Source organism: Brevundimonas sp. NPDC058933, assembly GCF_049315965.1.
Classification (GTDB): domain Bacteria; phylum Pseudomonadota; class Alphaproteobacteria; order Caulobacterales; family Caulobacteraceae; genus Brevundimonas.
Window position 1 is genome coordinate 65441 of record NZ_JBMOSL010000009.1, and the last position, 17214, is coordinate 82654.

At 67.2% G+C, this 17214-nt stretch carries 16 protein-coding genes and 1 tRNA gene; 5 read left to right on the plus strand and 12 right to left on the minus strand.

What is annotated here, in order from left to right; genetic code table 11:
- Positions 1-80 precede the first annotated feature (80 nt).
- The 3 genes from ACOZBP_RS13860 (at position 81) to rplS (ending at position 3404) form a co-directional block, all read left to right on the plus strand.
- The gene (locus ACOZBP_RS13860) at positions 81-1919 is read left to right on the plus strand and encodes a DUF885 domain-containing protein (protein WP_422676901.1); all 1839 of its coding nucleotides are present in this window, start codon (positions 81-83) and stop codon (positions 1917-1919) included.
- 307 nt (positions 1920-2226) lie between these two features.
- Positions 2227-2979, plus strand: a complete 753-nt coding sequence (gene trmD, locus ACOZBP_RS13865; RefSeq protein ID WP_422676902.1) for a tRNA (guanosine(37)-N1)-methyltransferase TrmD — start codon at positions 2227-2229, stop codon at positions 2977-2979.
- Between the two features lie 2 nt (positions 2980-2981).
- On the plus strand, positions 2982-3404 hold the full coding sequence (gene rplS / locus ACOZBP_RS13870) for a 50S ribosomal protein L19 (RefSeq protein WP_422676903.1): 423 nt from the start codon (positions 2982-2984) through the stop codon (positions 3402-3404).
- Between the two features lie 89 nt (positions 3405-3493).
- On the opposite strand, the gene ACOZBP_RS13875 is transcribed toward rplS, so the two are convergent.
- From ACOZBP_RS13875 to ACOZBP_RS13915, 9 genes are all read right to left on the minus strand, one after another.
- Complete coding sequence (locus tag ACOZBP_RS13875) at positions 3494-3979, minus strand: PA2169 family four-helix-bundle protein (RefSeq protein ID WP_422676904.1); 486 nt, start codon at positions 3977-3979, stop codon at positions 3494-3496.
- A 58-nt stretch (positions 3980-4037) separates the two neighbouring features.
- Positions 4038-4883 carry a tryptophan 2,3-dioxygenase gene (locus tag ACOZBP_RS13880; RefSeq protein WP_422676905.1) on the minus strand — a complete coding sequence of 282 codons (846 nt, stop codon included), beginning with the start codon at positions 4881-4883 and terminating at the stop codon, positions 4038-4040.
- Between the two features lie 54 nt (positions 4884-4937).
- The gene (locus tag ACOZBP_RS13885; RefSeq protein ID WP_422676906.1) at positions 4938-5468 is read right to left on the minus strand and encodes a CHAP domain-containing protein; all 531 of its coding nucleotides are present in this window, start codon (positions 5466-5468) and stop codon (positions 4938-4940) included.
- 34 nt (positions 5469-5502) lie between these two features.
- The gene (locus ACOZBP_RS13890) at positions 5503-6636 is read right to left on the minus strand and encodes an acyltransferase family protein (RefSeq protein ID WP_422676907.1); all 1134 of its coding nucleotides are present in this window, start codon (positions 6634-6636) and stop codon (positions 5503-5505) included.
- Between the two features lie 79 nt (positions 6637-6715).
- Entirely contained in the window at positions 6716-7165 is a 450-nt protein-coding gene (locus ACOZBP_RS13895; RefSeq protein ID WP_422676908.1) for a COG3650 family protein, read from the minus strand.
- Between the two features lie 17 nt (positions 7166-7182).
- Positions 7183-7482 carry a hypothetical protein gene (locus ACOZBP_RS13900; RefSeq protein WP_422676909.1) on the minus strand — a complete coding sequence of 100 codons (300 nt, stop codon included), beginning with the start codon at positions 7480-7482 and terminating at the stop codon, positions 7183-7185.
- Between the two features lie 9 nt (positions 7483-7491).
- Complete coding sequence (locus tag ACOZBP_RS13905; RefSeq protein ID WP_422676910.1) at positions 7492-7851, minus strand: YdbL family protein; 360 nt, start codon at positions 7849-7851, stop codon at positions 7492-7494.
- Positions 7852-7871: 20 nt separating this feature from the next.
- On the minus strand, positions 7872-8057 hold the full coding sequence (locus ACOZBP_RS13910; protein WP_207824933.1) for a YnbE family lipoprotein: 186 nt from the start codon (positions 8055-8057) through the stop codon (positions 7872-7874).
- A gap of 88 nt (positions 8058-8145) precedes the next feature.
- On the minus strand, positions 8146-11316 hold the full coding sequence (locus ACOZBP_RS13915; protein WP_422676911.1) for an intermembrane phospholipid transport protein YdbH family protein: 3171 nt from the start codon (positions 11314-11316) through the stop codon (positions 8146-8148).
- A gap of 331 nt (positions 11317-11647) precedes the next feature.
- Here ACOZBP_RS13915 and ACOZBP_RS13920 point away from each other — a divergent pair, with 331 nt between their 5' ends.
- Entirely contained in the window at positions 11648-13003 is a 1356-nt protein-coding gene (locus tag ACOZBP_RS13920) for a peptidoglycan DD-metalloendopeptidase family protein (RefSeq protein WP_422676912.1), read from the plus strand.
- A gap of 33 nt (positions 13004-13036) precedes the next feature.
- Here ACOZBP_RS13920 and ACOZBP_RS13925 read toward each other — a convergent pair whose 3' ends face one another.
- From ACOZBP_RS13925 to ACOZBP_RS13935, 3 genes are all read right to left on the minus strand, one after another.
- Positions 13037-14677 (minus strand): TadG family pilus assembly protein, encoded by a 1641-nt coding sequence (locus ACOZBP_RS13925; protein ID WP_422676914.1) that lies wholly within the window; start codon positions 14675-14677, stop codon positions 13037-13039.
- The gene (locus ACOZBP_RS13930) at positions 14678-15097 is read right to left on the minus strand and encodes a TadE/TadG family type IV pilus assembly protein (protein WP_422676915.1); all 420 of its coding nucleotides are present in this window, start codon (positions 15095-15097) and stop codon (positions 14678-14680) included.
- Between the two features lie 123 nt (positions 15098-15220).
- Positions 15221-15297 (minus strand) — tRNA-Arg (locus tag ACOZBP_RS13935).
- Between the two features lie 234 nt (positions 15298-15531).
- On the opposite strand from ACOZBP_RS13935, the gene ACOZBP_RS13940 reads away from it, so the two are divergent.
- Positions 15532-17214, plus strand: a complete 1683-nt coding sequence (locus ACOZBP_RS13940; protein ID WP_422676948.1) for a gamma-glutamyltransferase family protein — start codon at positions 15532-15534, stop codon at positions 17212-17214.

Here is a 17214-nt window from a genome sequence, read left to right on the forward strand (position 1 = left end):
GGATAAGGATTGCGTCAGCGGCTTGCACCTGACGCAGCGCCGGGGAACAGTGCCGCCTCGCAGTTTCGAGGGGGTTCTCCATGCGTCGTCTTCTGATCTCGTCCGCCGCCGTTCTGGCGTTTTGCGTCGCGTCGCCCGCCGTTCTGGCCCAGACCGCCGCGCCGGTCGCTGCATCCGCTGAGGCCCAGAGCGAGGACGCGCGCCTCAATGCCTTCTTCGAACAGGCCTTCCAGGCGCGGATCGCTCTGAGCCCGCAGCAGATGACCTCGCTGGGCCTCAAGACCGACTACGACAAGCTGGACGACGTGTCCGACGCCGCCTCGGCTCGTTCGCTGGCCCTTCAGGAGGCGCAGCTGGCGCAGATGAAGGCCCAGTTCGATCCGGCCAAGCTAGGCCCCCAGAGCAAGCTGTCCTGGCGCCTGTTTGAGTACGGCGTCGATCAGGCTCGGCTGTCGAACCAGTGGCGCGACTGGGGCTTCCAGTTCGCGGCCAACGGCAATCCGACCACCAGCCTGCCCGTCTTCCTGATCAACAACCACCGCATCAGCAGCGTCTCGGACGCCGAGGCCTATGTTTCGCGCATCGGCGAAGCGGAACGCTACATGGGTCAGGTAGCCACGACGCTGAAGGCCCGCGCCGCCGAGGGCGTGGTCTCGCCCCGCTTCGTCTTCGAGCCGTCCATCGAGAACACCCGCGCGGTCATCGCGGGCGCGCCCTTCGACAACGGCGCCGACAACCCGGTCTGGGCCGACTTCCAGAAGAAGGTCGCCGCGCTCGACGCCGACCAGGCGACCAAGGCCCGGCTGCTGGCCTCGGCTCGCGCGGCTCTGACTGGTCCCTACAAGCGCGGCTTCGACACCGTGCTGACGGCTCTGGCCGAGGTCCAGCCGCTGGCCGAGAGCGACGCGGGCGTCTGGCGGTTGCCGAACGGCGAGGCCTATTACAACGCCCGCCTTCAGCTCTCGACCACGACCGACCTGACCGCCGACCAAATCCACCAGATCGGTCTGGACGAGGTGGCCCGCATCCAGCGCGACATGGAAGCCATCAAGACTCAGGTCGGCTTCGACGGTTCGCTGCAGGACTTCTTCGTCTTCCTGAAGACCGATCCGCGCTTCCAGTACCCGAACACGCCGGAGGGCAAGGAGCAGTATCTGACCGACGCGCGCGGCTTCATCGCTCAGGTCATGGCGATCGCGCCGCAGTGGTTCTCCAATCTGCCCAAGGCGGCTCTGGAGGTGAGGGCGGTCGAGCCCTTCCGTGAGGCGACAGCCTCCATCGCCTTCTACAACTCGCCGGCGCCGGACGGCTCGCGACCAGGCATCTACTACGTCAACCTGTCGGACATGACCCAGGTGCTGAAGCCCCAGATCGAGGGCATCAGCTATCACGAGGGCGCGCCGGGGCATCACTTCCAGATCGCCTATGCCCAGGAAATCGAGGGCCTGCCGCGCTTCCGCCGCTTCGGCGGCTACGGCGCCTACGCCGAGGGCTGGGGCCTGTACGCCGAGCAACTGGGCAAGGAGATGGGCTTCTATCAGGACCCCTATTCCGACTTCGGCCGTCTCTCGACCGAACTGTGGCGCGCGGTGCGTCTGGTGACCGACACCGGCCTGCACGCCAAGCGCTGGTCGCGCAAACAGGCGATGGACTATTTCCGCCAGAACTCCCTGCTGTCGGAACGCGACATCGAAAAGGAAGTCGAGCGCTACATCACCAACCCCGGCCAGGCGACCAGCTACAAGATCGGCGAGCTGAAGATCGAGGAACTGCGCCACAAGGCCGAGACGACGCTCGGCGACAGGTTCGACATCAAGGACTTCCATGCAGTGGTCCTCGGCTCCGGCTCGGTGCCGCTGGATGTCCTGGCCGATCAGGTCGAGGCCTGGATCGCAGCGGGCGGCGGGGCGCCGAACTAAAGCTCAATCGCTGGTCCCTCTCCCGATGGGAGAGGGATTGAGCCTCGGAGAGCCGAAGGCGATCCGCCAAGGCGAAAGGGTGAGGGTTCGCGGATTCCGTCGGCGAAAGCCGTCGTGTCGCCGTTCGAGAGCTAAGCAGCCCGCAGTGATACGGCTCACGCCGACTGAAGGGCCGAGCCCCTCACCCTTTCGCCTGTTCCAATCGCTTCGCTCTTGGAGGCTCAAGCCCTCTCCCGCCGGGAGAGGGAGGGCGGCCATTGCAGTCCGACTCGGATTTTTCCGACTTTCTGGTGTATGAGCCGCCGCCATGCCCTTTACCGCGACCGTCCTGACCATGTTCCCCGAGGCCTTTCCCGGGCCGCTCGGCGTGTCGCTGATCGGCACCGCCTGGCGCGAGAAGGAGCTGTGGGACCTGCAGACGCTGGACATTCGGGCGTTTTCCGAAGATAAGCGCGGCTTCCTGGACGACACCCCCGCGGGTGGCGGTCCCGGTCAGGTGCTTAAAGCGGACGTGGTGGCCCGGGCTTTAGATAGCCTAACAGGCCCGCCTCGGCCGCTTTTGTACATGAGCGCACGCGGTCGACCCCTGACGCAGGCGCGAGTGAAGGAATGGGCCAAGGCCGACGGAATCGTCGTGCTTTGCGGTCGTTTCGAGGGGGTGGACCAGCGGGTGCTAGACGCGCGCGGGTTCGAGGAGATTTCCGTCGGAAACGCAGTCCTGGCCGGTGGCGAGGCGGCGGCCATGGTGGCGATCGAGGCGTGCGTACGACTGGTTCCCGGTGTTCTCGGCGCGGCTGAAAGCCTGTCGTCCGAAAGCTTCGAGGACGGTCTTCTGGAACACCCGCAGTACACGCGACCGCGGACGTTCGAGGGGCACGAGATTCCCGAGGTGCTGCTGTCGGGCGATCACAAGAAGATCGCGCAATGGCGAGAGGCGCAGCGGGAAGAGACTACGCGGGAACGGCGTCCGGACCTATGGGCGACGCATCTTGCAAAGACGGCTGCGGAGCCTGGCTCCGCCAAATCAAAGGCAAAGGGCGCAAAAGCCCGAGGAGAATAGACATGAACATCGTTCAACAGATTGCTGCCGAAGAAAAAGCCCGCCTGCTCGAAGGCAAGACCATCCCCAACTTCCAGCCGGGCGACACCCTGCGCGTCCACGTGAAGATCAAGGAAGGCGAGCGCGAACGCATCCAGGCGTTCGAAGGCGTCTGCATCGCCCGCGACAGCGGCGGCATCAACGAGACCTTCACGGTCCGCAAGATTTCCTTCGGTGAAGGCGTGGAGCGTCGCTTCCCGATCCTGTCGCCGAACATCGACTCCATCGAAGTGAAGCGTCGCGGCGTCGTCCGTCGCGCCAAGCTGTACTACCTGCGCGACCGTCGCGGTAAGTCGGCCCGTATCGCCGAGCGTCAGACCGTTCGTCCGGCCAAGGGCGCTTCGGTGCCGGTCACCGGTTCGGCCGACAAGGGCGACGAGGCTTAATCCAAGCCCCGCCTATGCTGAAATGATCGAGGCCCCGGCGGAACCGCCGGGGCCTCTTTCTGTTTCAGGCGCGCCAGGCTTGATCGTCCCTATTGGGGAAACAGCGGATTGTCGGCGTCGCGGCGACCGTCAAGGCTGTGCTTCAACGCGCTCATCTGATCATGGCCCGCCTTCACTTCGACGTAGGCGCGCCGGATGGTTTCGCGCGTGGTCGCCGAAAGGGCGTCGTCGTTCATAGCGTTTTCGAAGCGCCCCTTGAGGTGGTCTTCGCCGCTTTCGATGGAGCCCACGAGCGACGAATCGTTGCGCAGCAGGGCGTGTTTCACGTCCATGAAGGCGCGTTGCGCCTTGGCCAGGATGGAGCCGTCTTCCTCGGCCGAGCCGCCACGCTGGCGCACCTCGTTCTTGAACTCCTCAGCCAGGCGCCGGCGTTCAGAGGCGCGCGCCTCGAACCAGCGGCGGTAGCCTTCATCTGCGGTCTCGGCCGCCGCTTCACGATAGCCGTCGGCGCTATCGAGCAGGCCTTCGACCAGACCGTTCAGGACCTTGATGTCATGACTGTTGGGGGTGCTCACCAAAAACCTCCGTGGCTGACAGGGGTAAAACCCGTGCCCGCAGCGAAGGTTGCGCGCCCTAAAGCTTGGTGCGCAGCGACCACAGTTCCGGGAAGCAGCGGCGTTTCAGCGTCTCGACCAGATAGCCGACTCCATCGGTGCCGCCGGTGCCCTGCCGACGACCGATGATGCGCTCGACCGTAACCACATGCTTGTGGCGCCAGGTCAGCAGGGCGTCGTCCAGATCGACCAGCTTTTCCGCCAGTTGATAGAGCGGCCACCAGCGCTCGGTGTCGCGATAGACTTCCAGCCAGGCGGCCTCGACCCCTTCGGACGGTTCATAGGTCTGGCTGACGTCGCGGTTCAACACTTGGGCGGGGACCGGCAGGCCGGCCAGCGACAACTGCCGCAGGGCGTCGTCATAGAGGCTGGGGGCGGCCATCGCGGCCTCCAGCGCCGAATGGGCCTCGGGGCGCTCGACATGGAAGCGAAGGAAGCGCGGGTCCTTGAGGCCCAGCATGGTCTCCAGGCGGCGGAACTGGTCGCTCTGGAAGCCGGAGCTGGCGCCCAGGTCGCCACGAAACTTCAGATAATCGGAGGGCGTCATCGTCGCCAGGATGTCCCAGCTCTGGGTCATCACGGCCTGGATGCGGCTGACGCGGGCCAGGCTCTTGTAGGCGGGAACCAGATCGCCCGCGCGGATCAGGCTCTGGGCCAGGGCCATCTCATGCAGGACCTGCTTGAGCCACAGTTCCTTGGTCTGGTGAATGATGACGAACAGCATTTCGTCATGCTGGTCCGAGCGCGGGTGCTGGGCGCTCAGCAGATCGTCGAGCGACAGATAGCCGGCATAGGTGATGCCGGTCGGCTCGTGTCTGGCCGTCTCGATAGCTTGGCCGCGGGTGTCGTCGGGTGCGTCGGTCATTCGCCACCTATCGCCGGATCAGGCCTGAAGGACCAGCCCGACGGCGGCGAAAAATCAGTTGGCGGCGCGGGGCTCGTTGACGGCGGCGGCGGCCATCTGGCGGCCGTTGTCGAAGGCGTCGCGGGCGCCTTTGTAGACGAAGCCGTAGGTCGGATAGACGGTGGTGCCCAGGGCGTTGATCGGGTTGTACCAGACCTTGACGCGGCTCCAGTCGCCGGAGGGAGAAACATCGACCACGGTGACGTTCTCCTCGACCTTGCCACGGCTGCCGCCCCAGTTGGCGTGGGTCACGCGGATCACGCGGTCGGTCAGGATGTCGGAAACGACGGCGACGTGGCCCTTGTCCATGCGGCCATTGGGCTGGAAGACCAGAACCGAGCCGGTTTCCGGGGCGCGCCCGGTGCGGAATTTGTCGACCGCCTGACGCCACCAGGTCCAGGCGTCGCCGAAGATGTTGATGCCCGAGAACATGCGGGCGAAGGTCACGCATTGCCAGTAGGCGTCGTCAGCCTTGGCCGGCGCAGGGCCGATCGCAAAGAAACCAAGGGTCGCCGCAACTGCGGCGGCTGTGAGCCGTTTCATCATCTGGCGTGCTCCCGACTAAAACGCGGACCAAGCCTTAGACGATAGTGTCCGAAGGTTGAAGAACCGTTTCGGACTGTTTCCCCGTGCGATCCACAGGCGACCTTCGCCGATGGGCCATCCCGCGCAGAGCCTTTCGGGCCGGGCGTTCGACCAGGTGATAGGTGGCGGCGGCGGCGACGATCAGGCCTGTAATGATCCCCAGCCACACGAGAACGTGAAGTCGCTTGTCCTCCGCTCCGGTGGCTCGTGCGGCGAGATTGACCGCCAGGATCTGCCACGGGGCGCAGACCATATAGACCGAATAGCTGATCTCTCCGAGATAGACGGCAGGTTTCGAGCCCAGCCAACCGGCGCGTTCGTGAGGGATGGACGCCAGGGCCAGGATCAGCAGGCCGGCGGCCAGAACCGTGATCGCGTCCCATGCCAGCACCGAGGCGCTGGCGATCATGACCGCGGCGGCGCACAGGGCCAGACTCCCGGCGCGAGGCAGGGGCGCGCGGCGATAGACCAGATAGAGGGCGCAGCCATAGGCGAAGCAGGGAACGATGCGCAGCGCCCCCCAGCGGAAGGTGGCTTCGGTCAGGGGAAAGCCGGCCAGGCGCTCAAACGCCGCATAAAGCCCCATCAGGAAGACCGCCGCGCCCGCCGTCGCCACCCAGGGCCGCTTGCGTAGCGGCCAGGCGGCGAGGGCGAACAGGGGAAAGGCCAGATAGGCGAACCACTCGGCCGAGATCGACCAGGAGGGATGGTTCCAGCCCGCCTCGCCGGCGAACCCCCAGGCGTGCAGCATCAGCAGGTGGGCGGGCAGGGTTTTCCAGCTGAGCACGCTGTCGTCGATGCTCATGCCCACGGCCACGGCCGCCAGACCCAGGGCCATGACGCCCAGCAGAGTGAAGAAGTGCAGCGGATAGACCCGCGCGATCCGCGCCCACAGGAAGCCGCGATAGGAGAAACGCTTCTCGGCGAAGGTGTGCAGATAGACGTGGCTGAGAATGAAGCCCGACAGGACGAAGAAGAGCTCCACCCCCAGATAGCCCTTGGCGGTGAGGTTGGGGATGAAGCTGACGTCGAGGTTGGGCCAGAAGGTATAGAAGGCCACCCACAGGGCCGCCATGAACCGCAGGGCGGTCAGGGGACGAAGATCGACGGGAGTCTGAACCGGGGTCATGCGGTCACTATGAAATAGCGCCGCTTTGGGAAGCGTTAAGCGGCCTGACGGTCCAGCAGCAAGTCCGGCGCCAGATCCGCTATTCGACCCGGCCGCTCTCGCCGGCCTTCTTGATCGCGGCGCCGGATGCGGCGCAGCCGGTCAGGCTTTCCCCGCCGATCTCGACCTTTGCGGTCAAGGGATAGGTGCGGTCGCTCATGCCGTCTGAACAGTCCGTGGCCATCAGGGTGACGACAAGCGGGGTCCGGGCCTCGGTTTCGGTGGTCCAGGTCGCCACCATGCCTTGCAGGGCCGGGCCGGGGTTGGCGGCCTTCTGCTCCGGTCGGTCAACGCCCGAATAGATCAGGCCGGTCGGCGTGATCTCCACCGCCCAGAAGGGCTCGGTCCCCAGGACCCGCAGAGGCTGGTCCAGATTGACCCCGGCCAGGGCCCGCGGTTCGGAGGGGGCGACGGAAGCTTTTTCTGCGGGCTGCGAACAGGCCCCCAGGGCGCTGACGGCGGCGGCTGAGAGCAGCAGGGCGAAACGCATGGCAGGCTCCGGAGGCGTCAATAGGTGAGATCGTCGTTGTCGGCTTCATCCCGGCCGGGGTCCAGCCGGTTATCGACCTGATCGTCCCAGCCTTCTCGGTCCGAGCGGAAGGCCAGGCTCATCAGCAGCCACGACAGGCCGACTGTGCCCAGCACGCCCAACCCCATGGCGATCCAGCCGTGAATGGACATCGGTCCGCCGCCGATCAGCCGCCAGTATCCGGCGAGGCCCAGGGTGGCGACGGCGGCGATGACGACCGCCAGGCCGAGGGCCAGCAGGAACCTTCCTGCCCGACCTTCGACCCGGGGCGCTTTCATCGGATCAGATCAACGCTGGACCCATTGGCCCGCAGCATTCTTGTACCATTGGCCCGAGCTGATGCGCGGCAGCAGCTGGGTCTCGAACATGCGGGCGCCCGCTACCTCGGCCGAGGTGCCCGCGTCGGCGGCGCTGCGGGCATAGGCCTGACGGCGGCCGGCGTTGGTCGCGCTGACGGCGGCCTGGGTGTCGGGCGCGACCGAGGTGCGGACCCCGAGGAAGCCGTCAGCCTGCTCGCCGACCGCGCCGGCGGCCTTGGCCTGGTCGACCAGAGCCTTTTGCGAGGCGGTCTGGGCCACGGCGGCGCCGGCGGCGACGCCCAGAGCAGCGACAGCGGCGACGGCGACGAAGAGCTTGCGATGGTTCATGTTCAGCCCCTTTCTTTCGGTCAGAACAGGTTGGGGTTTTCGCGCAGGAGGTTCTGCAGTTCCTGGTCGAGCTTGATGCGGATGTCGGCGTCCAGCTTGGCGTAAATCTGCAGCGGTTCGCTGAATTTGATGTTCACCGTGGGCGCACATGCGGCGACGCTGACGGCGGCTAGGCCGAGCAGGGCGATCTGACGCTTGCTGATCATGGGGCCGGTCTCCGAAGGCGGCGGTTGAGGTCGCGACGATCTAACGCCCCGGTGCGTGAATGGGTTCTGAACAAAGCGGCGCCGTATCTCAAGGCTTGATCTCGGGCGTTTCGCCGCGGCGCGCAAATTCCATCAGGTCGGAGACAATCTGGTTGGCGTTCCAGGTCGTGTCCAGCGTCAGGTCGATCGGCGTGTCCGACGGCAGGTTCAGCTTCTTGTTCAGGAAATCGCGGCGGATCAGCTCCATCCAGCTGAGGCGCAGTTGCTCGCGTTCGGGCGGGTCGTGGCGACCGTTTATGTGGAACCGGACGCCCAGACGGCCGCCGTCCAGGCTGTTGACCTCGGCGGACAGGCCGCTGATCGCCAGGTCCTGCATGGCCTGATAGGCCAGATCCTGCATGGTGTTGGGCGGCAGGGCTGCGCCGTCGGCGACCGCGCCGCCGGCAGCCAGATCGTCGAAGACTTCGGGTTTGATCGACAGGCGGCCGGGCCGTACGGCGTTCAGCACCCCGCCGACGATGCGCCACCCTGTATCCGGGGCATAGGTGAAGGGCAGGCGGCCCGAGACCACGGAATCCAGTTCGGCCTTGTCCTGCAGGTTGGCGCTCTTCATCAGTTCGTTCAGCTGAACCTGGTCGACCACGATCACGCCGCCCCAGGCCTCGCCCGGCGTCAGGGGGATGTTGAAGGGCTCGATGCTGATGCGGCCGCCCGCCGCCTCGATCTTGCCGCCCGCGAGGGCCAGGGCCTTCTCGTCGAGTGCGAAGCGCAATTCCAGACCCGTCAGGGGCGTGATGGTGTCCAGCCGGTCCACCGTCAGCACCTGATCCGGGGCGGTGATCAGCGGGGTCAGGCTGGCGAACTCGACCCGCCCCTTCAGGCCTTGGACCTTGCCCGCCGGACTGGTGAAATCGAGCTCCGGAACGGTCAGGGCGCCGGAACTGGTCGAGGTGGTCGGCGACCAGTCGAAGCGACCCTCGAACCCGGCCGAGCCCTCGACCGGCGACTTCAGATAGTCGGCGGCCAGGGGGCTGAGATCGTCGGGTTGCAGGCCCTGGGCGGTAAAGAACAGGTTGGGCGCGCTGATGCTGACGCCGCCGGCCTCGGCCCGGCCGTCGTGGCGCAGGTCGATACGGCCGATCTCGTGTCCCAGACGGGTCAGGTCGAAGCCGCCGCTCCAGACATCATGGGCCAGTGTCGCCTCGCCCTTCGCCGTCAGCGGCAGGAAGCGCTGCGGATCGGTGACGTCGGCGACCTGGGCGCGGGTGACGCTCGCGGTCATCGACAGGCCGGCGGGCTTGCCATCGACGACCAGTCGTCCTTGAGCGTCGGAGAACCGCATGGCCAGGAAGGGGGCGGTCGCCGCCACATCGGCCAGCGTCCCTTGCGCGCGCCAGCTTCCGTCGGCGACGGTGATCAGCGGGGCGTCGACGGGGCAGAAGCGGCCGGCCACGTCGGTCACGTCGTTCTCGCCCAGTTCCAGCCGTTCGACGCTGACCGGGATGCAGTCCCGGATGGTATAGGTCAGGCGCCCGCCGTCAGACGCCAGCTCTCCCCTGGTCGACAGGGCGATGTTGCGGCCGGGGCCGAAGTCGAGCGCCGCTCGGCCGTCCAGAGCGGCGCGGAAACCGCCACGCGTCAGGCTCCATGACGGGATCGCGAATTGCGCTTCGGGCAGGCCGCCGCCGCGCTGCGACGTCAGGGTCAGGGCGCCGCCGCCTGACTGGCCGGCTTCGGCGGCGAACAGGGGCGTCCTGGCGGGCGAGAGCGTCACCAGGCCGCCGTTGGCTGGTCGCGCCGTGATGGGGCGGGTCAGGGTCAGTTCGGCGCCGGCGTTGCCGGTCGAGAATCGCACGCCCGGCGCATCAATGGCGAAGGCGCCCAAGGCCCGTTTCAGTTCGGCCAGTTCCGGCAGGTCATCGGCTGTGGGGGCGCCGAAGCCAGGCCATGAGGCGCTGGCGGACGACAGGGCGCCGGTCGCCGTGGCCTGGGTCACCCCGTCACGCATCACGTCCAGCGCCAACCGGCCGCGCACCGCGTTCAGCATCAGGTCGCCAGCCGTCATCCGTCCGGCGGCCATGGCCAGGGGCCCTTGAATCTCGAAAGCGGCGTCGCGCCCGCCGGCGGTCAGTCCGCTTGACGACAGGGCGGCCTTGCTGAGCCGCATCGCGCCAGAGGCGCCGCTGTCGAGCGAGAGGGTCGCCGGCGAGGCCAGCCGCCATTCCAGGCCGCGTTCGCTGCGTGTCACCGTGAGGTCGCCCCGGCTCAGGGTGATGTCGGCGCCACGCGCCTCCAGGTCCGGACCCGTCAGGCGTTGCGCTTGGATCCGGGTCTGGCCCTTGCCCATGATACGGAAAGTTTCGATCCAGCCTTCCGTCAGGCCGTCGAAGTCCAGGGCGGCCTCGGATCCGCCGGCTGCGAACCCTTTCCCCGACAAGGTGTCGGCGGTCAGGCGGGCGGCGACGACAGCCCGACCGTCGCCCCGGCGCTGCTTCAGATCAGGATAGGGCAGGTCCCCGGTCAGGCTCAGGCGTGTGGCGGTCCCGCCCGCATCCCCCACGGCGAAACGGTCGGCGGCGGCTTCCGCCTTCAGCGCCACGCGATCGCCGGTGGTGGTCAGATCGACCGTGGCGCTGAGGCCGCGCGCCTCGAAATCACCGCTCTTCAGTGAAGCGGCTGGCAGGCGGGCGCTCAGCCGCATCAGCCTGTTATTGTCGATGCGGGCGTCGGCCAGCACCTGAAGCGGGCCGTATTCGGTGTCGATGCGGGCGCGGCCCTTTTCTATGACAACCAGAGGGCTGCGGCTGTCCGGACGGGGCGGCCTGGCCGTAAATTCCTCGACCAGGGGGTCCAGCGAGCCGAGCGACAGCTTGCCGTCCTTCCAGCTGGCGCGCGCCAGCGGGCGGACCAGCCGGATGCGGCTGGGCGTCACGCCGAGTCCGGTCCTGGACCAGGGCATGGCCAGGGCGTAGTCCACCTCGACGCGTTCGACCTTGAAGTCGGGATTGCGAGGGTCGCCAATGGTGATCTTGCCGACGAAGCCGTCGACTTCCAGCTGGTCCACCTCGACGTCGGCGTCGATCCCCTTGCGGTCCAGCCAGCCTACCAGCAATTCGCGCGCGGCGGCGCGCCGGTTCAGATAGAGGGTCGCGGCCAGCACCGTCAGCATCAGCAGGCCGATCAGCGCCACGATCAGCCGTGTCCGGACGAGAGGCCGCCTGGGGCGGCGGGGCTTGGAATCGAGGGTCTCGTCGGTCAAGGGGCTTGATGGTCCGTCGGCGAAAGGAGTTCTAACAACGCCACAGATCGCGCCGCAAAGACAGGCGTTGCTGTTTGAACACTAGCCGTGGCGCGGCAGTCACTGTTCAGTCAAGCAAGGCGAGAAAAGGGCCGTTGTCCGCCGATGATTCATGAAAAACGGTGGAATACTTGATGGACGGCCGGCCAAGTTAACCAATTGTAACCTGCGCGCTTCCCAAGATGGGACGGACGGGCTATATCGCTCGCTTCGTGTTTCCGGGGCTGCCGGGGCGCGATCCATGATTCGAATGGTTTGGCGCCCGTATGGCGTCGTCGATTGCCGGGGACCGATGGCTCAGTTCGATCCGCGCCGCCAGCCCATGCGGCTTGCGCCGCATCTCCTGACGACGGCTGCGGCCGTGGCCATCGCCTTGGTGGCGGGTCAAGCCTATGAACCCGTACGCGCCGAGGAAGTTCCGGCGCTGACGTCCGAACAGATCGCCTATCTTGAGACCCAGGCCTATGCCGCCGCTGGCGCGCCCGCCGGTCTGACCGCCCCCGAGGCCATCCCCGTACAAATCCGCCGTGGCGAAACCTTCGAGCAGGCCGTGCGCCGCACCGGCATCGGCGCCGAAGAAGCCAGCGCCGTCGCCGCCACCATCGCCAGCGCCTTTGACCTCAAGGATCTGCGCGCCGGCCTGAAGTTCGAGACCGCCGTCTCCAAGCCTCGTGGCGGTCGCGGCGACGCCCGCCTGATCGGCCTGACCATGCGCACCGGCCCGGCCAGCCAGCTGACGGTGTCGCGCAGCTTCGACGGCGCCCTGCGCCTGCGGGCCCTCGACGAAAAGGTGACGCACGAGACCGTCGTCGCCAACGACAAGGTCCAGCGTTCGCTGTCGGCCAGCGCCCGCGAACTGGGCGCCACCTCGGCGGTCGTCCGCCGCGCCAGCCAGCTGTTCGCCCACAAGTTCGACATGCAGCGCGACGTGCGCGCCTCGGACGAGTTCACCCTGGTCTTTGATCGTTCTGTGACCGAAGCCGGCCGCACCGTCGAGACCGGCGAGTTGCTGTACGCCGAGCTCAAGGGCCACGCCTTCTATCGCTATCAGCGTCCGGGTTCGAAGTCGGCGGAGTATTTCGACGCCACGGGCAAGAATACGCGCACCGCCATGATGCGCACGCCGCTGACGAGCTTCCGCCGCGTCAGTTCCAACTTCGGCGTCCGCACCCATCCCATCTCGGGCTATCGCAAGATGCACCAGGGCATGGATTTCGCCGCCACCACCGGCACGCCCGTCGTGGCCCCCGCTGACGGCGTGGTTGTGGAGGCCCGTCGCTGGGGCGGTTACGGCAACTGGCTGCGCATTCGGCACGCCAATGGTCTGGAAAGCGGTTACGGTCACCTGTCGCGTTACGGCTCGGGCATCCGCGCCGGCCAGCGCGTGTCCCAGGGCCAGGTCGTCGCCTATGTGGGTTCGACCGGAGCCTCGACCGGCCCCCACCTTCATTATGAAATCTGGCGTAACGGTCAGCGGATCAATCCGTCGGGCATCAAGACCCAGGAAGGGACCGTCCTGGCGGGCGCCGACCTGGCCGCCTTCCGTGCCGAGAAGAGCCGTATCGACCGCATCATCGCGGCGGGCGGCCAGCGTCGCCCGGTGGTTCAGCAGGCTTCCGCCTCGGGTCTGCGTTCCGTCGAAGGCTGACGGCGCGGCGCACGGGTCGGGCGCCTGGCGCGCCTAACCCACCAGCACGGGCGTCGAGTTCTGCGTCGGACACTGGACGCCATGCACCCGCACGTCGGCCTCGCCCAGCTTCAACCCCAGCAGATCCAGCAGGGGCTGAACCACGCCGTCCAGCACGGGGCCCAGGGGCGCCAGCAGCACGCCCAGGGCGCCTGTCAGATCGCCCAGACCGAGCCCGCCCAGCGGACCGAGGCCGACCTCCACCCTCAGGTCTTTCAGCAGGCTGACGATCAGGCCGTGGACGAAGCCTCGCGACCGCACGGATTTGACCGTCTGGCTCGAAATGTCCGAGGCGCTGAACCTCGCCTCCTGCCAGTTGAGATCGGCGATCTCCAGATCCGCGTGGGCCGTCAGCGTCACCAGCTTCAACACCGAGACCACGGTGGCGGGTGAGCTGGTCAGCGGCGTCTTGAAATTCTTCACCTTCGACTCGTCGATGACGCCGATGCGCGCCCGCGCCACGCCCGGCCGCACGGCCAGGGTCACCGACGGCGCACCGATGCAATCGATCCGGGTCAGCTTCGCTTCTGACGCCGCCGCTTCAATCAGGATCGGCAGGCTGACCTGGGCCAGGCCTGACAGTTTCTGGGCCGTCGTCGCCTCGATGTAGAGGCGGGCCTGGGCCGTACGGATGATCGGCTCGCCCGCGCCCGTGATGGTCAGCCATGGCGACTTGTTCGGCCGCTCGCCAATGGCCAGAAGGATGTCGAGATCGGCCAGACCGGCGCGCGCGCCGAGGTCCAGCGCCACCTGGCGGTCGCCGTTGGCGGTCTCCAACGACGCCATGATCAGGTCCAGGGCCGAGACATTGGCGTTCAGGGCGTCGCGCAGCCCCTGTCTGGCGTCCGCCTCCACCCCGATCAGATCCTTCAGCTTCAGACTGGCGTCGACAGGCGCGCGTGTCAGCTTGCTCAAGGCGCTGCCGGCGTCGGGGCCGGCTATGGATTCCAGCACCGTCAGCGCCTGTCCGACGGTCAGATCGTGTTCCAGCAGAGCGTCATAGTCGCCAGCCGTCACGTCGAGCTCGGTCGCCAGGACGTCCGCAAACTGCAGGAGATTGATCTGGGCGTCGGCCAGGGCGCGGTAGTCCATCAGGTTGAGCGAAACCTGGCTGCCCAGCAGGGCGGACAACAGGGTGTTGGCCAGGCCGCCGTCCAGACTGGCCAGACGTGAGCCTATCGAGAACATGGCCTGGGGCTGGCCGGCGGGAATGGCCGCAGTGGCGCTCTTGCGGACGGCGATGCTGTCGCGGTTCAGCACCCACCTTCCGAAGAACAGCGGCGCGGGGGCCGTCACCTCGACCCGGGCGGCGTTGGGTTGCGCCGCCCCGGCGTTGAAGCGCTCCTTGGGCTTGATGCGAGGATCGGCGACATAGCCGCCCTTGGTCACGCCGACCTTCTGCACATCAGGCAGGTTGGCGGTGGCCGTGGCCCTGGCGGCGGCGTCGGCGTGCGCCAGGTCATGGGCGGCGGCCATGGCCGAGAGATCGGCGGCCCCCTGGATCTGGCGCGCCTTCAGCGAGATGGAGCCGACATCGACGGCGAGGGCGGCCAGCACGCATATCAGGCCCCCGAAGGCGGCGGTCATGATGGCGACGCCGCCCCGTTCGTCGCGAAGCCAGCCGCCGGGCGCCATTCAATAGCCCCCGATGCGAACGACGGCGGTCCGGCGGATGATGCGCGGCGGCGCAGGCATGATGGCGGCTAGGGCCATCAAGGGGTGATCGCTGATGTCATAAGCGACATTGACGCGGATCAGGACTGCGGTGCTTTCCACCTCCACGGCGGCGCGATCCGCCCTGAGGCCGAGATCGCCCACCTGCACGCCGATAAACCCGTGCGCGAGGGTTTCCCGTTCAGCAGGGTCCAGTCCCGCAATGGCTGCTCTCGCCCCCTCTGAAGCGAGGGACTGGACGCTGTGCGCCATCCAGAACCATCCGCCGTACACGACCATGCCAAGCATCATCAGGATGAGCAGCGGCGCCACCATGGCGAACTCCAGGGCGGCCACGCCGCGCCGGTCGCCGCTGTGTATGAAGAATAAGCGTCGCCTCATGATCGAGTCTCACCTTATTGAGGTGAGAAGTCTGAGCACATCACCGTTAAACGGTGATGTAGGCGCATATTTAAAGGCGACCTATTCGGGCCGCCTGTCTGGCGTTCGGCAAAAAAAGCAAAGTGGCGCACCCGAAGAGATTCGAACTCCTGACCCCCAGATTCGTAGTCTGGTGCTCTATCCAGCTGAGCTACGGGTGCGCACTGCCTTGCGGGCAGGGCCGGGTATCTAGCGGTCGGGTGGGGGTCTGGCAAGCGGCTTTTCTGAAAATACCGATAGAAAATGCAGGCTTGGACTCTGGGGCGCGGGACACTAGGCATGAACCTCTCCCTGAACCCCGCAGGAGCCGTTTAGTGCGCGCCTATTCCATCCCCTCGTCGAACCGTCGGCGCAAGATTTCGCTCATTCTGACCGGGGTGGCCGCGGGCGCATTCATGCTGGCGGGATGCGCCCTGACGCAGGGAGCCGAGGCGACGGCGGGGGGATCAACATCGGTTGCAGCGGAAGCGCCCGCGCGCGGCCCCCTTGTCTCGGCAGCCAATCCTCTGGCCGTCGAGGCGGGGATGAAGGTTCTGGCGCGCGGCGGCTCGGCGGTGGACGCCGCTGTGGCCATTCAGGCCGTGCTGGGTCTGGTCGAGCCGCAGTCGTCGGGTCTGGGCGGCGGGGCCTTCATGATGGTCTACGACGCGAACACGGCGGCGCTTGCCGTCTATGACGGCCGGGAGACGGCGCCGGCCTCTGCGACGCCGGAGCTGTTCTACGAAAATGGAAGGCCGCTGCCCTTCGTCGATGCGGTGCTCAGCGGCCATTCGACGGGGGCGCCGGGCGCCGTGCCCATGCTGGCGCTGGCGCAGAAGCAGCATGGGGCGCTGCCCTGGTCCGAACTCTTCGGCGACGCCGAGCGTCTGGCTGAGGACGGCTTCGTGGTCAGTCCGCGCCTGGCGGGCATGATCAACAGCGCTGCGCCTCAGGCCAGGACGCGCTGGGCGACCGAGTATTTCACCAAGTCAGACGGCACGCGCTACGTCGCCGGCGATGTTCTGAAGAACCCGGCCTATGCCGAGACGGTTCGGCGTTTGGCGCGGGAGGGCGCGGCAGGTCTGCAGACGGGGCCGCTGGCCGAGGCCATCGCCGCCGCCGTGGCCGAGGGCCCGCGTCCGGGCGGGCTGACCACGTCCGATATCGCCGCCTACAAACCTGTCGTGCGCGAGGCTGTATGCGGCCCTTACAAGATCTATGTCGTCTGCGTGCCGCCGCCGCCGTCCAGCGGCGCCTCGATCCTGCAACTTCTGGCCATGGGCGAGCGGACGCCCGACCTCGACAAGGGGGCGCAGAGCCCTGAGGCCTGGGCCGCCTTCGGCCAGCTGCAAAGGCTGATGTACGCCGATCGTGACCGCTATTTCGGCGATCCTGCCTTTGTCTCTGTGCCGGTCGCGGGTCTGCTGGACCCGACCTATGTGGCAGGGCGCGCCGCCCTGGCTCCCGCATTGCGCGGGGCCGCTCCGTTCGGGACGCCGCCCGGCGCGCCGCAGGTCGGCGGCGACGCCACGCGTGAGCCGGCGGGTACGTCGCACTTCGTCGTAGTGGACGCCAAGGGTAATGCGGTCAGCATGACCACCACGGTCGAAAGCCTGTTCGGTTCGGGCCGCATGGCGGGTGGTTTTTTCCTGAACAACCAGATGACCGACTTCTCCATGACGCCTACCGCATCGGACGGCGCGCCGGCTGCCAATGCCGTGGCGGCGGGCAAGCGGCCGCGCTCGTCGATGTCGCCTGTCATCGTTCTGGACCGCGAAGGGCGGCTGGTCGGCGCCATGGGCTCGCCCGGGGGATCGTCCATCCTGGCCTATAACGCCAAGGCCCTGATCGCGACCCTGGGGTGGGGCCTGCCGGTGCAGGAGGCGTTCGACCTGCCCAACCTTGTGGCCAAGGGCGAAGGCTTCGGGGCTGATACCGAAGGGTTCAGCCAGGAGATGCGGGCGGGCATGGCCGCGCGCGGCGTTGTTCTGCGGTCCAATACTTCCGAGAATTCCGGCCTGCACGGCGCCCTGTGGCGCAACGGGCGCTGGGATGGCGGGGCCGACAGCCGTCGTGAGGGCGTGGCCCGCACCCGTTAG